Origin of the sequence: Achromobacter sp. UMC46, from assembly GCF_014170335.1 — a bacterium.
In the GTDB taxonomy this organism is placed as follows: Bacteria; Pseudomonadota; Gammaproteobacteria; order Burkholderiales; family Burkholderiaceae_B; genus Achromobacter.
Map to the genome: position 1 here is coordinate 28028 of NZ_LZZS01000006.1, position 21151 is coordinate 49178.

The 21151-nt window shown below is 66.3% G+C and carries 17 protein-coding genes; 8 read left to right on the forward strand and 9 right to left on the reverse strand.

Annotated features, from left to right (window positions below; all coding sequences use genetic code 11):
- Positions 1-47: 47 nt before the first annotated feature.
- The 4 genes from A9973_RS10995 to A9973_RS11010 all read right to left on the reverse strand — a co-directional run bounded on the left by A9973_RS10995 (position 48) and on the right by A9973_RS11010 (position 4530).
- On the reverse strand, positions 48-848 hold the full coding sequence (locus tag A9973_RS10995; RefSeq protein ID WP_183013822.1) for an alpha/beta fold hydrolase: 801 nt from the start codon (positions 846-848) through the stop codon (positions 48-50).
- A 77-nt stretch (positions 849-925) separates the two neighbouring features.
- Positions 926-1699 carry a hypothetical protein gene (locus A9973_RS11000; protein WP_183013823.1) on the reverse strand — a complete coding sequence of 258 codons (774 nt, stop codon included), beginning with the start codon at positions 1697-1699 and terminating at the stop codon, positions 926-928.
- A gap of 77 nt (positions 1700-1776) precedes the next feature.
- On the reverse strand, positions 1777-2547 hold the full coding sequence (locus A9973_RS11005; RefSeq protein WP_183013824.1) for a hypothetical protein: 771 nt from the start codon (positions 2545-2547) through the stop codon (positions 1777-1779).
- A gap of 132 nt (positions 2548-2679) precedes the next feature.
- A complete protein-coding gene (locus A9973_RS11010) occupies positions 2680-4530 on the reverse strand; it encodes a methyl-accepting chemotaxis protein (protein ID WP_183013825.1) in 1851 nt (616 codons plus the stop codon).
- Positions 4531-4747: 217 nt separating this feature from the next.
- On the opposite strand from A9973_RS11010, the gene A9973_RS11015 reads away from it, so the two are divergent.
- The 4 genes from A9973_RS11015 to A9973_RS11030 all read left to right on the forward strand — a co-directional run bounded on the left by A9973_RS11015 (position 4748) and on the right by A9973_RS11030 (position 9835).
- On the forward strand, positions 4748-5431 hold the full coding sequence (locus A9973_RS11015) for a response regulator transcription factor (protein ID WP_183013826.1): 684 nt from the start codon (positions 4748-4750) through the stop codon (positions 5429-5431).
- Positions 5432-5505: 74 nt separating this feature from the next.
- The gene (locus A9973_RS11020; protein ID WP_370539479.1) at positions 5506-7293 is read left to right on the forward strand and encodes a 7TM diverse intracellular signaling domain-containing protein; all 1788 of its coding nucleotides are present in this window, start codon (positions 5506-5508) and stop codon (positions 7291-7293) included.
- Between the two features lie 116 nt (positions 7294-7409).
- Positions 7410-9203, forward strand: a complete 1794-nt coding sequence (locus A9973_RS11025; protein WP_220805462.1) for a hybrid sensor histidine kinase/response regulator — start codon at positions 7410-7412, stop codon at positions 9201-9203.
- A complete protein-coding gene (locus A9973_RS11030) occupies positions 9200-9835 on the forward strand; it encodes a response regulator transcription factor (protein ID WP_183013828.1) in 636 nt (211 codons plus the stop codon). The genes A9973_RS11025 and A9973_RS11030 overlap by 4 nt, the downstream gene beginning before the upstream one ends.
- Here A9973_RS11030 and A9973_RS11035 read toward each other — a convergent pair.
- The 3 genes from A9973_RS11035 to A9973_RS11045 all read right to left on the reverse strand — a co-directional run bounded on the left by A9973_RS11035 (position 9774) and on the right by A9973_RS11045 (position 13712).
- Positions 9774-11948, reverse strand: a complete 2175-nt coding sequence (locus A9973_RS11035) for a peptidase domain-containing ABC transporter (RefSeq protein WP_370539480.1) — start codon at positions 11946-11948, stop codon at positions 9774-9776. The genes A9973_RS11030 and A9973_RS11035 overlap by 62 nt on opposite strands.
- On the reverse strand, positions 11945-13192 hold the full coding sequence (locus tag A9973_RS11040; RefSeq protein ID WP_183013830.1) for an HlyD family secretion protein: 1248 nt from the start codon (positions 13190-13192) through the stop codon (positions 11945-11947). Before A9973_RS11040 ends, A9973_RS11035 begins: the two co-directional genes overlap by 4 nt.
- Before the next feature lie 322 nt (positions 13193-13514).
- On the reverse strand, positions 13515-13712 hold the full coding sequence (locus A9973_RS11045) for a hypothetical protein (protein ID WP_183013831.1): 198 nt from the start codon (positions 13710-13712) through the stop codon (positions 13515-13517).
- A 277-nt stretch (positions 13713-13989) separates the two neighbouring features.
- Between A9973_RS11045 and A9973_RS11050 the strand changes: the two genes are divergently transcribed.
- Together A9973_RS11050 and A9973_RS11055 are read left to right on the forward strand one after the other, a co-directional pair.
- Positions 13990-15711 carry a molecular chaperone HscC gene (locus tag A9973_RS11050; RefSeq protein ID WP_183013832.1) on the forward strand — a complete coding sequence of 574 codons (1722 nt, stop codon included), beginning with the start codon at positions 13990-13992 and terminating at the stop codon, positions 15709-15711.
- 8 nt (positions 15712-15719) lie between these two features.
- Positions 15720-17129, forward strand: a complete 1410-nt coding sequence (locus A9973_RS11055; protein WP_183013833.1) for a TonB family protein — start codon at positions 15720-15722, stop codon at positions 17127-17129.
- Here A9973_RS11055 and A9973_RS11060 read toward each other — a convergent pair.
- Together A9973_RS11060 and A9973_RS11065 are read right to left on the reverse strand one after the other, a co-directional pair.
- Positions 17107-18099: a Dyp-type peroxidase gene (locus A9973_RS11060; protein ID WP_183013834.1), complete on the reverse strand. Its 993-nt coding sequence runs from the start codon at positions 18097-18099 to the stop codon at positions 17107-17109. The genes A9973_RS11055 and A9973_RS11060 overlap by 23 nt on opposite strands.
- A 106-nt stretch (positions 18100-18205) precedes the next feature.
- Entirely contained in the window at positions 18206-18970 is a 765-nt protein-coding gene (locus A9973_RS11065; RefSeq protein ID WP_183013835.1) for a MipA/OmpV family protein, read from the reverse strand.
- A 132-nt stretch (positions 18971-19102) separates the two neighbouring features.
- Here A9973_RS11065 and A9973_RS11070 point away from each other — a divergent pair, with 132 nt between their 5' ends.
- Together A9973_RS11070 and A9973_RS11075 are read left to right on the forward strand one after the other, a co-directional pair.
- Positions 19103-19771, forward strand: a complete 669-nt coding sequence (locus A9973_RS11070; protein ID WP_183013836.1) for a response regulator transcription factor — start codon at positions 19103-19105, stop codon at positions 19769-19771.
- Complete coding sequence (locus tag A9973_RS11075) at positions 19768-21123, forward strand: ATP-binding protein (protein ID WP_183013837.1); 1356 nt, start codon at positions 19768-19770, stop codon at positions 21121-21123. The genes A9973_RS11070 and A9973_RS11075 overlap by 4 nt, the downstream gene beginning before the upstream one ends.
- Positions 21124-21151: the final 28 nt, after the last annotated feature.

A 21151-nucleotide genomic window follows, 5' to 3' on the forward strand; every position in this document is an offset into this window, starting at 1 on the left:
ACGGCAGGTGGCCCGAAAACTTAATGAATGACACGCCGTCCTTTTCCCTAAGGCTGATCCAGAAACGCGCGCACCGCGTCCAGCACGGCGTCTTCACGCTCGCGGTGGGGCACATGGCCGCAGCCGGGCATCGGCAGCATCGACGACGGTCCGCCCGCCAGCGCCACCAGCTTTTCGGGATGGCGCATGGACCCGTATTCGTCGTTTTCGCCATGGATGGCCAGGAGCGGCACCGTCACGCGGGGCAAGACCGCGTCCAGGTTCCAGCCGGCGAATTCGGCGGATTGCCAAGTCTTGACCCAGGCGTCCAGCACCCATTGCGCCTTGTCGCCGTGATAGCGCTTGAGGCGTTCCAGCTGCGCCGGGTCCTTGAATTGCTCGCCCGCCACCCGAATGCCTTCCAGGGTGCGGTCTTCCACGAACTCCTGGGCCGATTCCGTCATGACGCCGAGGCAGCGCCGCGGGAACGCCGCAGCGACAGACACCGCCATCCCGCCGCCGACGCTATGGCCGAAAACGAGGAAGCGGGCCAGATTGAAGTGGTCCGCCAGCGCGGCGAAGGCGTCCCGGGCTTCGTCGGCCACGAAGTCCGGCAGAAGACGGCCGGGGTGCGGGTCGGACTGGCCGAAACCCAGCCGGTCGTAGGCGATCACGGCGCGACCCGTGGCCTGCGCCAGTTTGGCGGGAAAGTCCCGCCACAGGTCCACGCATCCCAGCGAGTCATGCAGCAGGACGATCGGCGCGCCGCCCGCCTGCCCCGGCACCTGCCAATAGCGGGCGTGGATCCGGCCGCGCGCGGTCGGGATCATCGTGTCTTCGGGCGCGGCGGCGGCAGTATCGGCCATCATTCATCCATCCTCGGTGCAGTTCATGGGAATGAGGAATTCTGCTTCCAACCGCGCCGGTGGGCAACTGCGCGCGATCCTTAATCCACGCGAATGCGCTCGACCTGGTTTTCCAAGGTGCCCCTCGCCGACGTCACGCGCGTGGAGATGGCCAAGTTGTAGGCCGTCAACCAGACAAACTTCAGCTCCGTCTGCTTGACGCCGTTGCTATTGAAATCCGTGCAAAGCAAATCGATCGCGCGGCCCGGCGTCCCCTGGATAAAGCGATTGGCGTCGTAGAAGGTCTGGGACTCGCAATGCCGATTCCTAAGGAACGACTGCGCCAGCGGATCCCGGATACTGGAGGAACCCTCGAACGAGTAGACCGAATTCTCGCGCACATCGGCCAGGGAATCCCAAGCCTTCACGCTGCGCAGGAACATGATCGGGTGCGCGGTTTGATTGCGCAGCGCGGCGACCTGGATGGCCATGTTCGCCACGCCGTGGTAGTTCAACTCGAAAGACATTCCGCTGGGCAGGCCGTTCGAGAAGGTCTGCTCGATGATGCGCACGGCGCCATTGTTCCCGTCATTGATGTAAGTCGTCTCGTAGGTGACCTTGACCGCGTCCGGTTTCTTTTCGGCCCCGGCCACGAGCGATTCGCCATAGACGGTCAAGCGTTTGAAACCCAGCCGCTCGGCGCCCGGCGACGCCAGCACCCCCGGCGGCACAACCACTCGCGCCGACGAGAAATTCGTGGCCGAATAGCCTTCGGGATCCGCCACCATCGGTTTCACCTGAACCGGGCCCGCGCAACCGGCCAGCACCCCTGACAAGATGATCGGCACCGCCAGCTTGGCCGAAATCGAACGCATCACCATCATTACTCCTAATCATGAATCAGAAAACGGGATATCCGCCGCCCGGCGGGACTTTCCAGAACCGCCTGCGGCTATTCGACGACCACGCTGTCGTACTCGTAGCGGTCGGAGGCCTGCGCGCGTTTGGTCGACAGGTCCAACGCCAGGCCAAATGCCGCCAGGAATACGTGCGCGGTCTCGGCGACCATCACGTCCTTCTCATCGAAGTGCCTGCACGTCAGGTCGATCGCCCGGCCGGGAATGCCCGGCCTGAACGTCGCGGCGTCGTAGAACACGCCGGAGGCGCAACGCAATGATCTCGGGACACCCAGGTCGAACAGCTCTGGCGTCGCGGCTTTGTAGTCGAATCGGTAGTCCGTCTTTTCTCTGATATCGGCCAGGCTGGCGAACGGCCGGTCGCCGCGCGAATACAGGATGGGGTAGCTGAACCATTCGCCGGTCCGGGCGCGCTGCCAGGCGGCCGGCACCAGTCCGCGATACGAACTGCTGAAGTAGTAATCGACCGGAATGCCGTTGGAGTCGGTCCGGGCCAATATGCGCACCGCACCGCTGTCGCCTTCGTTGAGATAGCTTTGCTCGAAGGTGATCGGCCGCGCCTTGCTGGCCTCGGCGTCTGCCCCGATCGTGCGCCCCTTGACGACCAGGCGCTTGAAGCCCAAAGGCTCCGCATTCAATGCGGGCAACAGACGGCGGGAAGCCTCCGGGAGCTTTTCGCGGGCGAAATATGCAGTCGAATAGGCGTCGGGATTGGATACCATCGGCTGGGTCGAAGTCGGCCCAAGGCATCCGGTAAGAAGGGTGGCGGCCATGGCCGCCGTCGTCCCCAGCTTGAACGGGATCATCTGCAAAACGCCCCCTAAAAATGTAAGTTAATTTTACGGAGGGGCATTCTACTCTTGTCCGGCAGACCCTGGGCGCATGGGAATCCGCACCGGCGAACCACGCGCCCAAATGCCCGCTACCGGGACCGGACCCTAGGCCGCCGAAGGCAACGCCAACCGTTGGGAGGCTGCCTTGTGCCTATCGTCGCGCAGCTTGAAGCGCGCCACGGTATCGGCCAGCACCCGCGCCTGGTCGCTGAGCATGGCCGACGCCGCGGCCGACTCTTCCACCAGCGCCGCGTTCTGCTGCGTCGCCTGGTCCATGTCCGCCACGCTGCGGTCGATCTGGCTGATACCGACGCTTTGCTCGGTCATCGCGCCGTGGATCTCCGCCACCAGGCGCTGCACCCGAGAAATGCCTTCGACGATCTCGCTCATGGTGGAACCCGCGGCCTGCACGCGTTCGGTGCCGCTCTTGACGTTTTCGACCGACGCCTGGATCAGCGTCCGGATCTCTTGCGCCGACGCCGCGCTGCGCTGCGCCAACGTGCGGACTTCACCCGCCACCACGGCAAAGCCGCGGCCTTGTTCGCCGGCGCGCGCCGCTTCCACGGCCGCGTTCAACGCCAGGATGTTGGTCTGGAAAGCGATGCCGTCGATCACGCTGATGATTTCGGTGATGCGCTGCGACGATTGCGAAATCGCGCTCATCGTCGTCACGGCGTCCGTGACGACCTGGCCGCCACGTTCGGCAGCCGAACTGGCTTCGGTGGCCAGGCGCGTGGCGTGCTGCGCGGCCTCTTCGGTCTGGCGGACGCTGGAGGTCAATTGCGTCAGCGCCGACGAGGTTTCCTGCAAGGAGCCTGCGGAGGTCTCGGTGCGTTGCGACAGGTCGCGGTTGCCCATGTCGATTTCGCTGGTCGCCGCCGACATCGAATGCACGCCCGTGCGCACGTCCAGCATCACGGTGCTGATTTTGTCGACAAACGCGTTGAACGACGAGGAGATCTGCGCCACTTCGTCATGGCCCACGACTTCCAGGCGATGCGTCATGTCCCCGTCGCCGGAACCGATGGTGTCCATCGCGTCGCGCACCGCCGACAGGCGCTTGAACGCGCGCGACGTCGCGACACTGGCGATCGCGACCGCCACCAGGGTCAGCACCACCAGCGAGATCAGCGTGGCGTTCAGCACCTGCGTCAGGCCGGCAGTGGCCTCGGCGCTGTCCAGCGCGATCACGAGCGACCAGTCGGTGCCCGGAATGCGGCGGGCCTTCAGCAGCTTCGGCACCCCGTCCAGATTGATCGCAAGGGGCTCGGCACCATCGCGCAACATGGCCGACAGCGCGGCAGGCGTCAGTTCAGGCGCCACATCGGTAGAGGGCTTAAGCGCCAGCTTGTCGTTCACGTGCGCGATGACCTGTCCGTCGGTCGCCACCACGAAGGCCAGGCTGGACGGCGTGGGGCGGATCGCGCGGATGATGGCCTGGATGCCGTCCAGCGCCACCGCGCCGCTCAGCACGCCCGTCGTCTGGCCGCCGCGGATCATCGGCGTGGTGAACGCCACGTAGAGCTTGCCCGTACCCGAATCGCCGTAGGGCTTGGTGACCGTCAGCTTGCCGGCCGCCACCGCGCTTTTGTACCAGGGGCGCGCCGTAGGGTCGTAGTCGGCCGCCACCTGCGTCGTCGAGAAAAAGGTCTTGTCGGACCAGCCGATCGTGGAAATGGGGAAGCCGTTGGTCTCGCCCATCAGTTTGGTCAGCCCGCGCGGATCGCCTTTTTCCACCACGGCCGCGGTGGCCACGACGGCCTGGGCCTTATCTTCGGACCAGCGTTCGATGGCGCGGCCATTGCCGGCCGCAATGGCGTCCAGGTTGCCGGAGATCGTCGCCATCATGTTGCTGCGGACAATCTGGTAAGTCGTGATCCCCGAAAGGACCAGTGCGCCGACAACGGTAAAGCAGGTAATCAACAGGATCCGGTTGCGCAACGAGGTAATTTTCATGCTTGCCCTATTTCAGCCACTGCCCATATCGGAGGACACGGGTCCGCGGCCCGCCGGCGAAAACCGACAGCCACGAAGGGCTTACGGCATGCGCGGCCGGGACTTTAGGGAAAACCCTTAAACTCCCACCGATTACCTGCTTCCAGGGATAGCCGTCCCCGCCACCGCCGTCTCACAATTAGAATCCGGCGATCCCGCCCCTTCCCCCCGTCGCCCTATGTCCACCGCTCTGCAAACCCCTGAACTGACGCTGCCCGCCCCGGTGCTGCTGGTGGAAGACGAACCCCTGGTCTGCCGCCGGCTGGAAGGCCTGCTGCTGCAGCTTGGCTATCAGCCCGACGCCCTGGTCTTCGCCGGGTCGCTCGCCGAGGCGCGAGCCTGCCTGGCCGAGCAGCCGGTCGCCCTGGCGCTGGTGGATCTGGGCCTGCCGGACGGCAGCGGCATCGAACTGATCGCCGAAATGCACGCCGCGGACCCCGGCCTGGCCATCCTGGTCATTTCCGCCTGGTGCACGGAAGATGCGATCCTGGCCGCGCTGCGGGCCGGCGCCACGGGCTACGTGCTGAAGGAACGCGACGATATCGAGGTCTCGTTGTCCCTGCGCAGCGTGCTTCGCGGCGGCGCGCCGATCGACCCCTTTGTCGCCCGCCGCATCATCGACGAACTGCGCCCCCGGCAGACGGAACCCCCCGGCAACGCAAGCGGTGAGATACTTAGCCCCCGCGAAAGCCAGATCCTTCGCCTGGTGGCCGAAGGGCTTGCCAATCGCGAGATCGCCGAGCAGCTGTTCCTGTCGCGCTACACCGTCGAATGTCACATCAAGCACATCTACCGCAAACTGGCCGTCTCCTCGCGCACGCGGGCGGTGCATGCCGCGCGCGCGCGCGGTTTGCTGGACTGAGATGGCTGCTGGCATGCTGGCTGGCGCTGTGCGCCCTTCCGACCCTGGCCGCATCCCCGGCCTGCGCGGTCCAAGTGTTGTCCGTCGCGGCCGCCCAGGGCACGGCCGACGGCAGCCGGCCTGACGCGTCGCCCTGGCAGCCGGTCACGCTGCCCGACGACTGGAGCAAGCGATGGCCGGACTACAGCGGCACGGTCTGGTACCGCATCGACTGGCAACGCCAATGCCCCGGCCAGCAAGACGGACCGGTCGGCCTGACGCTTGAATCCGTGGTCATGGCCGGCGAGGTCTTCATCAACGACGAATTGATCTGGCGCGACCCGCACCTGACCGAACCGCTGTCGCGCAGCTGGAACATGCCGCGCTACTGGCGCCTGCCCGAAGCTTTGCTGCATGACGGCGTGAACACGCTGTGGGTGCGCGTGGTCGGCGTATGGCAGCAGACGCCGGGGCTGGGCCCGGTCCATCTGGGCGAATCGCGGGCCATGCAGGCGCTACAGGAAGACGTGTGGTGGACCAACCGCACCCTGTACGTGCTGAACCTGATCATCTCGGGTGTGCTCGGCGCCTTGTTCTTTTGCATCTGGATCGTCCGCCGCGAACAGACCACCTACGGCTGGTACGCGCTGATGGCGCTGTTCTGGGTACTGTTCATCGCCAACGTCCTGCTGACCAGTCCCTGGCCGTTCGCCGACACCCTGATGGCCTCCCGGGCCAACGCCATGGCCCTGGTGCTATACACGGCCTGCTTCTGCCTGTTCACCTGGCGCTTCGGTGAACAATCGCTGCCCCGCACCGAACGCGCGCTGTGGATCGCTTCGGCCACCATGCTGGCCATGCTGGCGATGACGCCCGATACCGCGCTGCCCCTCGCGCTGACCACGGGCACGTTGGGATGCGCCGGCATTTTCCTGAGCAACTGCCTGCAATTCTGCTGGCACGCATGGCGCACGCGACGGCCCGAACACGGCATGCTGGCGGCGTGCCTGCTGATCATCTTCGCCGTCAGCATCCACGACTTGCTGCGGCTGATGAAGCTGATCGGTCCTGGGCCGACCTATACCTCGTTCTCCAGCATCGTCGTCACGATCTGCCTGTCCGCCATCCTGGGAATGCGCCATGCCCGCAACGTGCGGCGCATCGAACGCTTCAACCACGAACTGGCCGACGGCATCGCCCAGGCGCGTACCGAGCTTGCCACCACCCTGGCGCGCGAACACGCGCTGGCCATGAGCCATACCCGGCTGCAGGAACGGCTGCAGATCGCGCACGACCTGCATGACGGGCTGGGCGGATCGCTGGTGCGGATGATGGCCATGGTCGACCAGGCCGAAAAACCCCTGCAGGGCCAGCAGTTCCTGTCCATGCTGAAGCTGCTGCGCGACGACCTGCGCCAGACGATCGACACGGGTTCCAGCGCCGGCGTCAAGGTGCCCGCGACGCCGCCGGAATGGGCCGCCCCGCTTCGCCACCGCTTCGTGCAGCTGTTCGACGAACTGGACCTGGATTCCAGCTGGCAGTTTCCGCCGCAATGGGCCACGCCGCCGACACCCCTGCAATGCCTGGCGCTGACCCGGCTGGTGGAAGAGGCCCTGACCAATGTGGTCAAGCACAGCCGCGCCCGCCGCGTGCAGCTGCAGTTGGTGCAGCCGGCACCGGACGAGCTGCGGCTGCGCATCGAAGACGATGGCGCCGGCTTCGACGTGGAGGCCGTGCGGCAGGCGGGTGTCAGCGTCGGCATGCGCAGCATGCACGACCGCATCTCCCGCGTGCACGGGACGCTGGATATCCGCTCGGCGCCCGGCCGGACCGTCTTGACCGCCGTGCTGCAAATACGCCCCGCCACGCCGCAATCGGTCTAAAATCCGCCAACGTTCCGCACCGGGTCTTCCCGGTCCAGGCCCCTCCCGCGCGGAGCCCTCCCCGACCCGAGCAGCCCGCTATCGGCCCGACTCCCTCCGCCTCCGCGCCCGCCGCATTGCACGCCCCGTCGCACGCCGCCCGCATCCATCAGGTGCAGGTGGAAGCCTTGCGCCGCAGCTTTCCGTTCGCGCTGGCGGGATCGCTGATCAGCGCCTGCTTTTCGGCCTTTGCCTTGCACGGCGTGCTGCCCCTGGATGAAATCCTGTGGTGGATCGGGGCGACGCTTGCCGTAGGCGCGCTGCGATGGGCCGCCATGTTCGCCTATGACCGCCGCCGCGCCGATCCGGCCGCCGCCCGGCGCTGGCTGCGGCGCATGCTGGCGGGCAACCTGTGCTCGGGCATCCTCTGGGGCCTGCCGTTCGCCTACTGGACCTTCTTCGTTCCACTGGAATACCAGCTCTTTTTCATCGTCGTCCTCTTTGGGCTGGGCACAGGCGCCATCTATTCGAATTACATGGTACTGCCGGTGATGTACGCGTTCGAGATCCCGGCCTTCGCGCCCATGTTCATCGCGCTGGCCGCACAGCCGTCCGCCATCCATCTGGCGCTGGTGTTCGGCGGGCTGGCGTACCTGGTCGCCACCCTGGCCTTCATCCACCGCATGAACCGCACCCACCTGGACGCCTTGCGGCTGGGATACGAGAACCTGGCGCTGCTGGAGCAGGTGCGCCAGGAGAAGATCGCCGCCGAACGCAGCGACCTGGAGAAATCCCGGTTCCTCGCCGCCGCCAGCCATGACTTGCGCCAGCCGGTCCACGCCGTGAACCTGTTCCTGGGCCTTTTGACCAACGAGCCCCTGTCCCGTCATGGCCACTATCTGGTGGACAACATCGCCAGCGCGATGTCGGCCATGGGCCAGCTTTTTGACGCCTTGCTTAACCTGTCGCGGCTGGATGCCGGCGTCATCGATCCCCGCTGGCAGGGGTTCCCGGTGAATCCGCTGCTGGACCAGTTGCGCGCCGAATACGCGCCGCAGGCCAGGGAAAAAGGCATGTCGCTGCGTGTGCGCGCCTGCTCGGCCAGCGTGTTTTCGGACCCGGTGCTGCTGGAGCGCATTCTGCGCAACCTGATCAGCAACGCGATCACGCATACGGCCGGCGGCCGCGTCCTGGTCGGCTGCCGCCGCGCGGACGGCCAGTTGCGCATCGAAGTCTGGGACAACGGGCCCGGCATCCCCAAGCCCGAGCAAGAGCGGATCTTCTGGGAATTCCACCAGTTGGACAACCCGGAACGGGACCGCAGCAAAGGCCTCGGGCTGGGCCTGGCCATCGTCCGGCGCACGGCGCGGCTGCTGGGCCACACGCTGGAACTGCGTTCCGATGAAGGCCGGGGCACCGTATTCAGCGTGGCCGTGCCGTTGTCCCGCGCCGTTGACGCCGTTCCGCCTGCCGCCAAGGCCGACGCGGCAATCCTGCGGCCGGTGGCACCGGAAGGCAGGCTACAAGGCCAGTTGGCGCTGCTGGTTGACGATGATGCGCAGAACCTGGCCGGACTGAGCATGCTGTTCGAAAGCTGGGGGTGCCGCGTCATCGCAGCGACCAGCGGCAATGCCCTGTTCGAACGCGTGTTGCCGCTGGCCGAACGCCCCGCCTTGATCATCAGCGACTATCGCCTGCGCGAACACGAAACCGGCATTCACGTGATCGAACGGCTGCGCGAGGAATACAACGATCCGGACCTGCCCGCCCTGCTGGTCAGCGGCGACACCGATCCGGCGCGGCTGGCCGAGGCCGCCGCCCGCGGCATCCCCCTCTTGCACAAGCCCGTACAGGTGCAGGCGTTGCGCGAACGCGTCACCGCCATGTTGCAAGAATCCGCCGCCCCCCCCAAAAACGGAGACGCCGAATGAAGGCCGTACTGCTTGTTGACGACCACGCCATGTTCCGCGAAGCCCTTGTTATGGCGTTGGCGCACGCCATGCCGGCGTTGACGGTGCATCCCGCCGCCAACGGACAAGAGGCGCTGGACGTGCTGGACCGCCATAACGGCATCGGCAACGTCATCATGGATTACTACCTGCCGGACATGGCCGGCGCGGAACTTCTCAAGCGCCTGCGCCAGCGGCGTTCGCAACTGCGCGTGCTCGTGCTGTCTGCCTCGCAGGACCCCGAAGACGAGCGCCGCGCGATGGAAGCGGGTGCGCGCGGCTTTCTGAACAAGGCGGCCAGTTGCCAGGAGCTGGCCGCGGCGCTGGAAGCGATCAACGCGTCCGACGCCCCGACCGGCGCGGTCGCCACCGGCACGCCGGGCGGAGCGCGGGACGAGGCCGCCCTGCTGCGCACACTGACCCCGCGCCAGAGCGAAGTGCTGCGGCTGATGTGCGACGGCCTGCGCAACAAGGAAATCTCCGAGCGGCTGAACATGACGGAGAAGACCGTCAAAACGCATGTGTCGGCCATCCTGGGCACGCTGGGCGTGCTTAATCGAACACAGGCGACGCTTGTGGCTCGGCGCGGCGGCGTGTTCGGGAAGCCGGCTTAAGCGCGCTGCTGTCGGCGGCGACCTTGCCGGCCACGAGCGCAATCTCGCGACCGGCCGCGGCGATGGTGTCCGGCCGATGCGCCACGATCACCCGCGTCATGTTCAGGCGGGCGATGGCCATGTTGACCACCCGTTCCCGCGTGATGTCCAGATGGCTGGTCGCCTCGTCCAGGAACAGCATCGCCGGCTGCTTGTACAAGGCGCGCGCCAGCAGCACGCGCTGCTTCTGCCCGCCTGACAACACCGTTCCCATATCGCCGACCAGCGTGTTGTAGCCCATGGGCATCGCGCAGATGTCGTCGTGGATGGCGGCGGTTGCCGCGCATTGCGAAGCCCGATCGGCATCGTATTGCGGGTCGAAGAAGCTGATGTTCTCGCCGATGGATCCAGCGAATAGAACATCGTCCTGCAGCACCGTGCCCGCCATCCTGCGCAGGGCGGCTGCGCCCATCCCGCGCACCGGCACGCCATCCACAAGCACTTCGCCTTCGGTGGGGGTCAGGATGCCCAGCAAGATATTGATGAGCGTCGTCTTGCCGCCCCCGGAAGGGCCGGTGATGGCAACGGACTCGCCCGGCTCGATGCGGAAGCTGACGTCGTCCAGCACGTAGGGCTCTTGCGGGCCATAGCGAAAGCGCAGGTTGCGCACCTCGATGGCCGGCGATTGCTTCAGGGCGCCGTCCGCGCGCGGCATCTCATCGATCGGTTCCGGCGCCTCGCGGACGATGTCGGCCAGGCGCTCGCCTTGCAGCCGCAGCATTTTCACTTCCACGAACTTGTCCAGCAACGCCGCCACCCGCTTGTCGAACAGGGTCTTGTAGACGATGAAAGCCAACAAGGCGCCAACGGTGAACTGGCCGTCCAGTACCAGCCGCGCCCCCAGCCACAGGATCGCGATCGACGACAGCCCGAACAGCAGGCCGTTGAAAGTACGGAAGAACAGCGCCCATTTCTGTACACGCAGGTCCGCATTGATTTCATTGACCAGCAGCGCCAGCCAGCGCGAGCGCCGGTCGTTCTGGTGCTGGAACAGCTTGATCGCCTTGACGCCGCGCACGGTCTCCAGGAAATGCGATTGCTCTTTCGCGGCGTGGATGATGTGTTCTTCGGTGGCATAACGCAAGGACGCATAGCCCGACCAGCGCGCCAGCCCGTACAGCGTCATCGCGCCGACCGCGATCCACGCCAGCGGCGGGCTGTACAGGAACATCAGCACCAGCGTGATCACCATGACGATGCCGTCCAGCAACGCCTCCAGGAACGAGGTGGTGACGGTGCGCTGGATGGTGTCGATGGCGCCGAAGCGCGACACGATGTCGCCCAGGTGCCGCTTTTCGAAATAACCGACCGGCAGCCGCAGCAAGTGCGTGAAGACATTGCTGCGCCATTGCAGGTTCAGCGTCGTGCCCATGAACATCAGCATCCAGCTGCGCGCCACCGACGTCAGCTGCAGCATCACCATCAACAGGCCGAAGGCCAGCGCCAGCGTGGTCAGCAAGTCGCGGTCGCCCGTGTTCAGCACGTGGTCCACGACCCATTGCAGGAAGAAGGGCTGCACCACCGTCAGCACTTCCAGCGCCAGCGCCAGCAGCATCACTTGCGCAAACGCCGCCCCCAGGCCCGTGACGCGCCCCGTCAGTTCCCGCAGGCGCACCGGCTTGTTCTCGTTGGCCGTCTGAAAATCCGGCGTCGGCCAAAGCTCCAGCGCCACGCCGGTGTACGAGGCGGAAAGTTCGCTGATGGCGCATTTGCGGATGCCCGAGGCAGGGTCGATCAGCGTGGCCCAGCGCGCGTTGATGTCGGTCAGCACCACGAAGTGGTTGAATTCCCAATGCAGAATGCAGGGCAGCTTCAATTTGGCTAGCGCCCCCAGGCCGGCCTTGACCGGCCGGGACGCCAGCCCCAGCTGGCCGGCCACATGGATCAGCGTCGCAAGCGTGGCGCCCTTGAGCGACACCGGAAAACGGCCGCGCAGGCTGGCCAGGCTTTGGTGATGGCCGTGAAAACCCGCGACCATGCCCACGCAGGCCAGCCCGCATTCGGCGGCTTCGGTTTGCAGCAGCCGGGGCACGCGCCGTTTGACGCCCAGCGTCAGGCGTTCAAGCATCGTCACAGTTTCCCCGACAGTCGGTAGGCGGGATCGAACGCCCATTGGTACAAGCGGCGCGTCTGCTGAAGCAGGTCCGCGTCCAGCCGCATGCCGGGCCGCAACGCCAGCGCCTGCCCCTGAGGGCCGCGCGCCGGCGTGTCCAGCGACACGGTGATCCGGTACATCGATTCCTTATCACCCTGGCCCGCGGCGCCGTCGGTCATTTGCCATTCCGGCAGCGCGCTGCGCGTTACCGTCTGGACCACGCCGCGCTGCTGGCCGAACGTCTGGTACGGATAGGCCTCCAGACGGATCAGCACGGCATCGCCCGGCGCCACGAAGCCCACCGCGCGGCTGGGCGCAAGCAGTTCGGCCAGCAGCCTGGCGCCGTCGGGCACGATCGTGGCCAGCGGACGCCGGGTATCCACCGCCTGCCCCACTTCGGCCGTCATCGCGGTCAGCACGCCCGCCTGCGGCGCCGTCACGACGACACGGCGCTTGGCCTCGCTTTGCGTCAGGTCCACCGCAACGCCCGCCAAGTCCCGGTCCAGTTGCGCCAACTGATTCTGCTGGCGCAACGCCAGGTCGGCCAGCGAGGCTTTCCGGTTGGCGAGGTCCATGGCGATGCCGATGCGGTCGCGCAGCAAGGCCTGCAACTGGTTGCGCTGCTCCAGCAGTTCGGCGCGCTTCTGGTCGGATTCTTCGGGCGACAGATAACCCTTTTCCATCAGGTTGCGGTAGCGCTGCGCGCTGTCCTCGGCCAGCTTGATCCGGCCGCGCTGGCCGTCGATCTGGCTGTCGATCGCCGTCAGCTGCGAGCTCAGGCCCGCAATGCCGGCGGCGACAGTGCCGTGCTCGCTTTGTTGCAGCAGCAAGGTCTTCTGGCGCGCCTGGCGCAAGCTGTCTTCTCGCTGCCGGATCTGCCCGCTGATGGCTTGCTGGGTGTCGCCCAAGGCGCTTTGCTGGTCGCCCGACACGACATACAGCACGTCGCCCGCCTTGACGTGCTGACCCTCGCGGGCCGGACGCTCAAGCACCACGCCCGCCTGCGGCACATAGAGTTTGAGCAGCCCGGTGTCGGGCGCAAGCTGGCCGCTGACCGTCGCGCGCTTGGTATAGGTGCCGAACGCCAGGAACAGACACACGGCCAGCACGAAGCCGGCCAACACGACAGTGACGAGCGCGAACGACACCGGCCGGATCAGGACGATGTCGCCCAACCCGACGGAACGTTGCGCGGCAAGCGCCTGTTTGCGATAAAGCGACATCGTGCAAGGCCTGAGGCAAGCGAAGAGGGAAAAAGCCCGCGACGGCCACGCCGCCGCGTTTCAAAAGTGCGGCCAGGCTCCCTGGCTTACCCGAAGAAGCTCCGGCGGGTCGGTCCTATTCCCGTCGGAGCGGCAGAGGCCTTCTGGCCCTGACCGAGGATGGTGGCTTTCCTGCTGTTCGCCCCCCCGCTCACTTCCAGGACCTCGCGCTCGCAGAGCGGTTGGACCTGGTTTTCCGAGGCGTCGTCGGTCGACAACACAGGTATGGTCTTTTGCATGGATTACTCCTGTTGGCGCGTAATGAATGACGCAGCCGGTTGAATCATTTTGCGAAGTGAAGCCCTTTGCCGCTAAGCGACGCGCTCCCCCGGGAAAAGCTGTCAGTGCGTTGCAAGACGGGCATAAGCATGCGGCTCTGGCCCCCACCGCCGCTGACCTGCCCGATTTCTTCTGCGGTCAAGGGCTGCACCTGAAGGTCCTGCGCCTTGTCCGCCTGATCCGCTTTGTTGGTTTTCTGCATGATGATCTCCTGCTTGCTGGCAAAGGAAGGCCGCGCCAGCGCCGGCCGGGCAACCGCGAACGCCCGGCTCCCGCCGCGTTGCCGTGCAACCGGAAGGTCGGAGCCTAAGCGGCTGGACTGCTCCTGGCGGACGGTAACAGCGGACCAGTACGGACACATCGGTCTTTAGTCCTAGAGCCGCCATGCGGTCCGCATGACGGCGGCATGGCGCAGCGCTTGCGGCCCGGGTATATTCCCATCCGACAGAACGTTTCAAAATCTAAAATTTCGTACAGATATGATCGTCGGCATCGACCTGGGAACGACCAACAGCCTCATCGCGTACTGGAAGGATGGCGCCGCCCATCTGGTTCCCAATTCGCTGGGCGACACCCTGACCCCCTCCTGCGTCAGCCTGGACGAGGACGGCACCATCCTGGTCGGGCAGGCCGCCCGGCAGCGCCTGCAAAGCCACCCGGGCCAGACCGCCTCGCTGTTCAAGCGCCATATGGGCAGCAACAAGGAATTCCGGCTGGGAAAGCAGCGCTTCCGCCCGGAAGAACTGTCGTCGCTGATCCTGCGGGCGCTGAAAGAAGACGCCGAGGCGCATACCGGCGAAGCGGTCACCGAAGCCGTCATTTCGGTTCCGGCGTATTTTTCCGACGGGCAGCGCAAGGCCACCCGGGCCGCCGCCCAACTGGCCGGCCTGCATGTGGAACGCCTGATCAACGAACCGACCGCCGCCGCGCTGGCCTATGGGCTGCATCAGCGCGGCGGAGAATCCCAGTTCCTGGTGTTCGACCTGGGCGGCGGCACCTTCGACGTGTCCTTGCTGGACATGTTCGACGGCGTCATGGAGGTGCGCTCCACGGCGGGCGACAACTTCCTGGGCGGCGAAGACTTCGCCGAAGCCATCACGCGCTGGTTCTTCGACGCCTCCGGCATACCGGCCAAGGCGCGCGACGACGCCCAGTTCATGGAGCTTGTCTCGGCCCGCGCCGAAGCCGTCAAGCGCCGGCTCAGCGACGAAGCGTCCGCCGAGCTGGCGGTGGAATGGCGCGGCAAACCCTATGCGCTGACGCTTTCCGACAGCCGCTACCAGGAACTCGTCGAACCCCTGCTGGCCCGTCTGCGCACTCCACTTGAACGCACGATGCGCGACGCGGGCGTGCGCGCCGCGGACATCGACGAAGTCGTGCTGGCCGGCGGCGCCACCCGCGCGCCGATGATCCGCACGCTGGTCACCCGCATGTTCGGGCGCTTTCCGTCGGTCGCCTTCAACCCCGACGAAGTCGTGGCGCTGGGCGCCGCGGTCATGGCCGGGCTGAAAGCGCGCGACGAGGACTTGCGCGAAGTGGTCATGACCGACGTCTGCCCGTATTCCCTGGGCGTCGAGGTCGTGCAGCAGTTGGCCGGCGGCGGCATGAGCGAAGGCCATTTCTCGCCCATCATCGAACGCAACACGGTCATCCCCGCCAGCCGGGTCGCGAACTATGCCCCCACGCAGGACCGCCAGACGGCGCTGCTGCTCAAGGTCTACCAGGGCGAATCCCGCCTGGTCCGCGACAACATCAAACTGGGCGAACTGCACATCCCGCTGGAAGGCGGCACGCGCGAAGACGGCGCCTTCGAGGTGCGCTTCACCTATGACGTCAACGGCATCCTGGAAGTCGAAGCCACCCGGACCCTTACCCAGCAGATGTACCGGCTGATCATCCGCGGCAACGAGGACGCCCTGGACGACGAACAGATCGCGGCGCGCTTCGCGGCGCTGGCGCAACTGAAGATCCATCCCCGGGACCTGCTGGAAAACCGGACGCTGCTGGCCGAAGCCGAACGCGTCTACACCTTCCTGCGCGATATCGAGCGCGAACAGATGGCCGCCGAGATCCGGAGATTTGAATCGGCGCTGGAACGTCAGGACGACCGGACGACCGCGCAGGCCCGTGCGCGCCTGCGCGAAGTCATCACCTATTTCGAACGCGCCAAGGTGTTTTTTCCCGAGACGGATCCCACTTGAGGTAGCGCATGTTTGACGTGCTTGGCATTGCGCCGACCAATGACCTGAAAGCGATCCGGCGCGCCTACGCGGCCGCGCTGAAACAGATAGACCAGCAGACGCAGCAGGCGGCGTTCGAGCAGCTACGCGCGGCCTATGATCGGGCGTTGGCCTGGGCGCGCCATCAGCAGGAGCACCCGGCGCCGGAAGGGCGCGTTGAGGCTGAAGCCGAGGCCAGGGCCCAATTCGACGCCACGGCCCGGGATGCTGTGCCGCCAGACGCCGGCCCGCCCGCGGCTGCGCCCGTCGACTTCCGCATGAATCAACCCCAGGTCAAGGTCCACGTGCAGGCACACGGGGACGGCCAGGACAACACGCGGCGGATGGCACGCCAGCGGACCCGCGCGATCGAACGATGGGTGCAAGCGCTGATGCAGGCGGATGCCGAGCAGCTCGACGATCTGTGGCGCCAGGTCCAGGCGGATCCGGCCCTGCTGCATCTGGACGCGGCCGACGAGATGTCCGCCGCGCTGCTGCATGCGTTGGCCCAACACCCTGACGGCCGCATGCCACTTTTCCGGGACGCCAGCGCGCGCTACGGCTGGAACCAGGCAGGCTTCCAACTGCATGGCCGGCCCGGCGTGCCCGCGCTGGTCGAACAGCTGGAGTACGAGCGGGCGATATGGCGCGGCCATGCGCGCGCCTACCGCAAGGGCCACGAACGCGTCATCAGATTGCTGCAGAAGAAGCCCGCGCCGTCCTGGCGGCTGGGGCGCCGCGTCGCCGGCCACATCCATCGCATGCGCAACCAGGTTCCCCTGTGGTTTACGCTGCAGGTTCCCCCCGGACGGCCGGAAGCCTACCTCGACGCCGCGATGCGCGTGCCGCGCTACGCGGTGGTGCTGGATGCCATCACCGCCTTTGTACGCAGATGGTGGTGGCTTGCCCTGATCATTCTGGTCGTTGCGAATGGCGTGTACAAGGAAGGCACCCCCAAGGGGCTGTACTCGCAGCAGGGCGCGGGGCAGAACGCGGAGGCCGCCGGCCCGTTGTTCCCTTCCGCGCAATCATCGGACCGGAAGGTCGATGAACGGATCGTCATAACGCAGGAGGCCGTGCGGCCCAATGGCGACCGCGTCTTCCTGATCTCGGCCAGCATCGTGCCCACGACGCGGAACTTCGCCCCCAGGCTGATCGTGCCGCCCATGAACTATCCTTTCTCGTCCGTGCTCAGGAATCAGGAAGGCCAGGTGGTGCTTGGCCTGCACCTTTCGGCTGCCGGCGTCACCGACGCATGGGTCATCAAGTCGTCGGGGTTCGGCGAAATCGACCAAGGCGCGCTGTGGACGCTGCGGCGCGCACGGACCGAAGGCGACTTCCCGCCTGCGGGCATCGTGGCTCCGTTCTCCGTCACCTTCACGTCATCGAAGAAGAAGTAGCAGCCTCCTGCGGCACTTGCGCAACCGCGGCGCGCGTTTCCAGCGATTCCAGCAATTCGGCGGACGGCACGAAGAACAGGCTGCCCGTGACCGCGCGGCTGTAGTCCAGCAGGCGGTCGTAGTTGCCCGCCGGGCGGCCCACGAACATGTTCTCAAGCATCTGTTCGATCGGCGCGGGCGAACGCGCGTAGCCGATGAAGTACGTGCCGAACTCGCCCACGCCCGGACGGCCGAACGGCATGTTGTCGCGCAGGATCTTCACTTCCTGGCCGTTCTCTTCCAGCGTCGTCAGGGCGCTGTGCGAAGACGCCGGCTTGATATCGTCGTCCAGCTCCACGTTCGACAGCTTGTGGCGGCCGATGATGCCTTCCTGGTTCTCGACGGTCAGCGCGTTCCACCCGGCCATGTCGTGCAGGTACTTCTGCACCAGCACATAGCTGCCGCCGGAAAATTCAGCGTCCTCGTCGCCGATCACGGTGAAATCGACGGCTTCGCGCCCTTCGGGGTTTTCGGTGCCGTCGACGAAACCGATAATGGCGCGGCGGTCGAAGTAGCGGAAGCCATGGACCTCGTCGACCACGGTCACGGCATCGCCCAGGCCGTTGACCAGCAACGTCGCGAGTTCAAAGCAAAGATCCATGGAGTCCGCGCGGATGTGCAGCAGCAGATCGCCAGGCGTGGACACCGCGACGCGCGCGCCGTCGCCGAATACGCGGAAAGGATGCAGGGACGCCGGGCGCGGCTGACCGAACAGCGCGTCCCAGGCGTCGGAGCCGAACGCACAGACACAGGACAGGTTCTGTTGCGGAGAACGCGTCCCGACGGTACGCGTCAGCGCGGCCACGTCGGCGCACCAGCCGCGGACGGTTTCGGCAGCGGCAGCCCCCGGGTTCAGCGTGGCGACGATGAAGATCGCGTGGCGCGTGGTGGGGCTGTGGACGGCTTGAGGTTCGGATGGAAAGTCGGGCATGGGATCGGATCCTCAGGACGGGGGAAGACAGAGATTCTGGCGGAAATTGTATCTGCTCCCCCCAGCATCCCGTCACCCGTCCCGGCGCATCCGCCCTGCCCGCCGGTCAGAAGCGGTACGCCACGCCCACCGAGCCGAACACGTTGGTCTTGCGGTCCGTCAGCGGGCTGTCGCGCGCGTCGCCCAGCATGGTGTTGACGCCGATCGTGGACACCGTGCTCCAGCTGGGATTGATGCGATACAACCACGTGGTGTACAGGCCGACGTTCTTGAACCCCGACGACGGCGAATAGGTCGACAGGCCCTCGCGGCTGCGGGCCGCTTGCGACGACGTGACGCCGTACCAGGTCTGCATGTAATCGCTGTTGGCCCATTCCGTGCGGATGCCGACCTGAATGGTGTTCTGCTCGGTCATCAGCGCCGCGTACGACGCACGCAGTTCCAGCGTGCCGCCGTAGCCGCTGCGGGCCGCCTGCTTGTAGCCCGCGCCCAGCGAGTACCGGCCCGGACGCCATTCCACATAGGCGCCGTACGCGCCGTGGAACTTGATGTCGTCCAGCCCCTTGGTGAGGTCGGCGTCGTCGGCCTTGCGCCCCAGGGCCATCCCCACGAAAACGCCCGCGTCCAGGTCGGAGGCCAGCGAGGTCTTCAAGCCCATCGCGGGCAGGCCCATGCGGGGGGTAATGAAGAAATTGCCGGATTGGTAGTTGATCAGCGGCACCGGCAGCGCCCGATATTCGCTGGAGCCCTCATAGACGGGAATCGCTCCGACCCCCAATCCGATGAAGTTTCCGCTTTGCGCGTAGACGGCGCCCGCCCCGGTGAACATCGCGCCCGCGAGCGCGCCTCTTGCTAATATACCCATCCGCATCAGGGCTTCCTTCAGTGTTATGACAGTGGCCGTGGGCGACCGCCCCCGGGCTTGGCCTGCATTGTCCTGAGCAACTTTTAATAATTCTTTAAGGCTCCGGCGCAACCCGCCGGAGACGGCTCTGGAGCTTGCTTGCGTATCTTGCTGGTAGAAGACGACCCCATGCTGGGCGATGCCTTGCGCGCGGGCCTGATTCAAGACGGCGCCACGGTGGATTGGGCGCGTGATATGCCCGAGGCGCACCTGGCGCTGGTGGACCACGGCTATCAAGCCATCCTGCTGGACCTGGGATTGCCCGACGGCAGCGGCCTGACGCTCCTGAAAGCGCTGCGCGCCCGCTTCGATACGACGCCCGTCCTGATCATCACTGCCCGCGACCGCCTGAGCGAGCGCATCCAGGGCCTGGACGCCGGCGCCGACGACTATCTGGTCAAACCTTTCCAGCTGGACGAGCTGCTGGCCCGGATGCGCGCCGTGCTCCGCCGCAGCAGCAACAGCGTGGTGTCCGCATTGCGTTGCCGCGATGTGGTGCTGGAGCCCGCCCGCCGCACGGTGACGCAGGACGGCGCCGAAGTCAGCTTGAGCGCGCATGAGTACCACACGCTGCTGGCCCTGATGCAACGCATGGGCAACACCGTCAGCCGCGATCAATTGGAAGTCGCCGTCTATGGCAGCAGCGGCACCATCGAGAGCAATACCGTGGCCGTGTACATCCATCAATTGCGCCGCAAGCTGGGCGACGGGCTGATCGAGACCCAGCACGGCCTGGGATACCGAATCGTGCCGGACGCCTCGCCATGAAGACACTGCGCAAGCAGGTCGCGGTCACGCTGTTCCTGGCCATGCTCGCCACCTGGGTGGCGGTTTTTACCCTGATTTATCTGGAACAGACCCGCGCCGAGACCGGCATGTCGGACCAGAACCTGCGCGACGGCGCGCAGAAGGCGCTGCTGTCGGTGCCCACCAGCCTGCTGCAGGCCTCGTCGACGGGCGAAGACCGGTTCGAATTGCCAGGCGCCGCCCGTTTCGCGCTCAGATCCGTCCATCTCCAAGTCTGGTCGCTGGCCGACAAGCGGCTGCTGGTGCAATCGCCCTGGGCACCCGACGAGCCCATGGTGCCGGACTTCAGCAACGGTTTCCACGACATCACGCTGGACGGCAAGCCCTGGCGCGCCTATGCGGTGTCGGACACCGACGGCCGCGTGCAGGTGCAGTTCGCCAAGTCGGCCGCGCAATTGCGCGATGAGACGACCCGCCGCATGTGGAGCGGCCTGGTATTCCTGAGCGTGCTTTTCCTGATACTGACCGGCCTGACCTGGCTGGTCATGCGCCGAGCGTTCCGCCCCGTGGACCGTGCGCGCGACACCATCCTGGGCCGCTCCGGCATGGACCTGACGCCGCTGCCCACCGCAGGCATGCCCGGCGAACTGCAGCCGTTCATCCGGTCCATCAATGATCTGCTTGAACGCCTGTCGGCTTCGCTGGACCGGGAACGTCGCTTCCTGGCCGACGCCGCGCACGAACTGCGCACGCCGTTGGCCGCCCTGAGCGCCTATGCGGAGCTGGCGGCTCGCAGCGACACGCCGCAGGCGCGTGATCAAGCGGTCGACAAGCTGCGCGATGTTGCCACCCGCACCACCCGCCTGGCCGAGCAACTGCTGGACCAGGCCCGCACCGAGGCGCTGAACGAAGGGCCGGCGGACCCCGTGGCACTGAACCGGCTGGCCGAAATGATCGTGCGCGACAGCGAGGCGCTTGCCAACCGCAAGAACCAGCGCATCAGCCTGGAAGCGGACGCGGTGGAAGTGCACGGCGGCGTCGACGCCCTGGGCGTGCTGCTGCGCAACCTGCTGGACAATGCCTTGCGCTACACGCCGGAGGGCGGCCGCGTAGCGGTGTCCTGTGGCCCGCTGCCCGACGGCGGCGCGCGGTTGTCCGTGGCCGACAACGGGCCGGGCATCGCGCCCGCCGAACGCGAACGCGTGTTCGACCGCTTCTACCGCAAGCCCGGCACGGTCGAGCGCGGCAGCGGCATCGGCCTGTCGCTGGTGGCGCAAGTCGCCGCCAAGCACAACGCGCGGATCGAATGGGGGCCGGGCCTGGACGGGCGCGGCGTGGGCATCACCGTCACGTTCCCCGCCAGCGGCGCCTGAGAGCTGCCGGCGGCGTTTCGGACGTGCC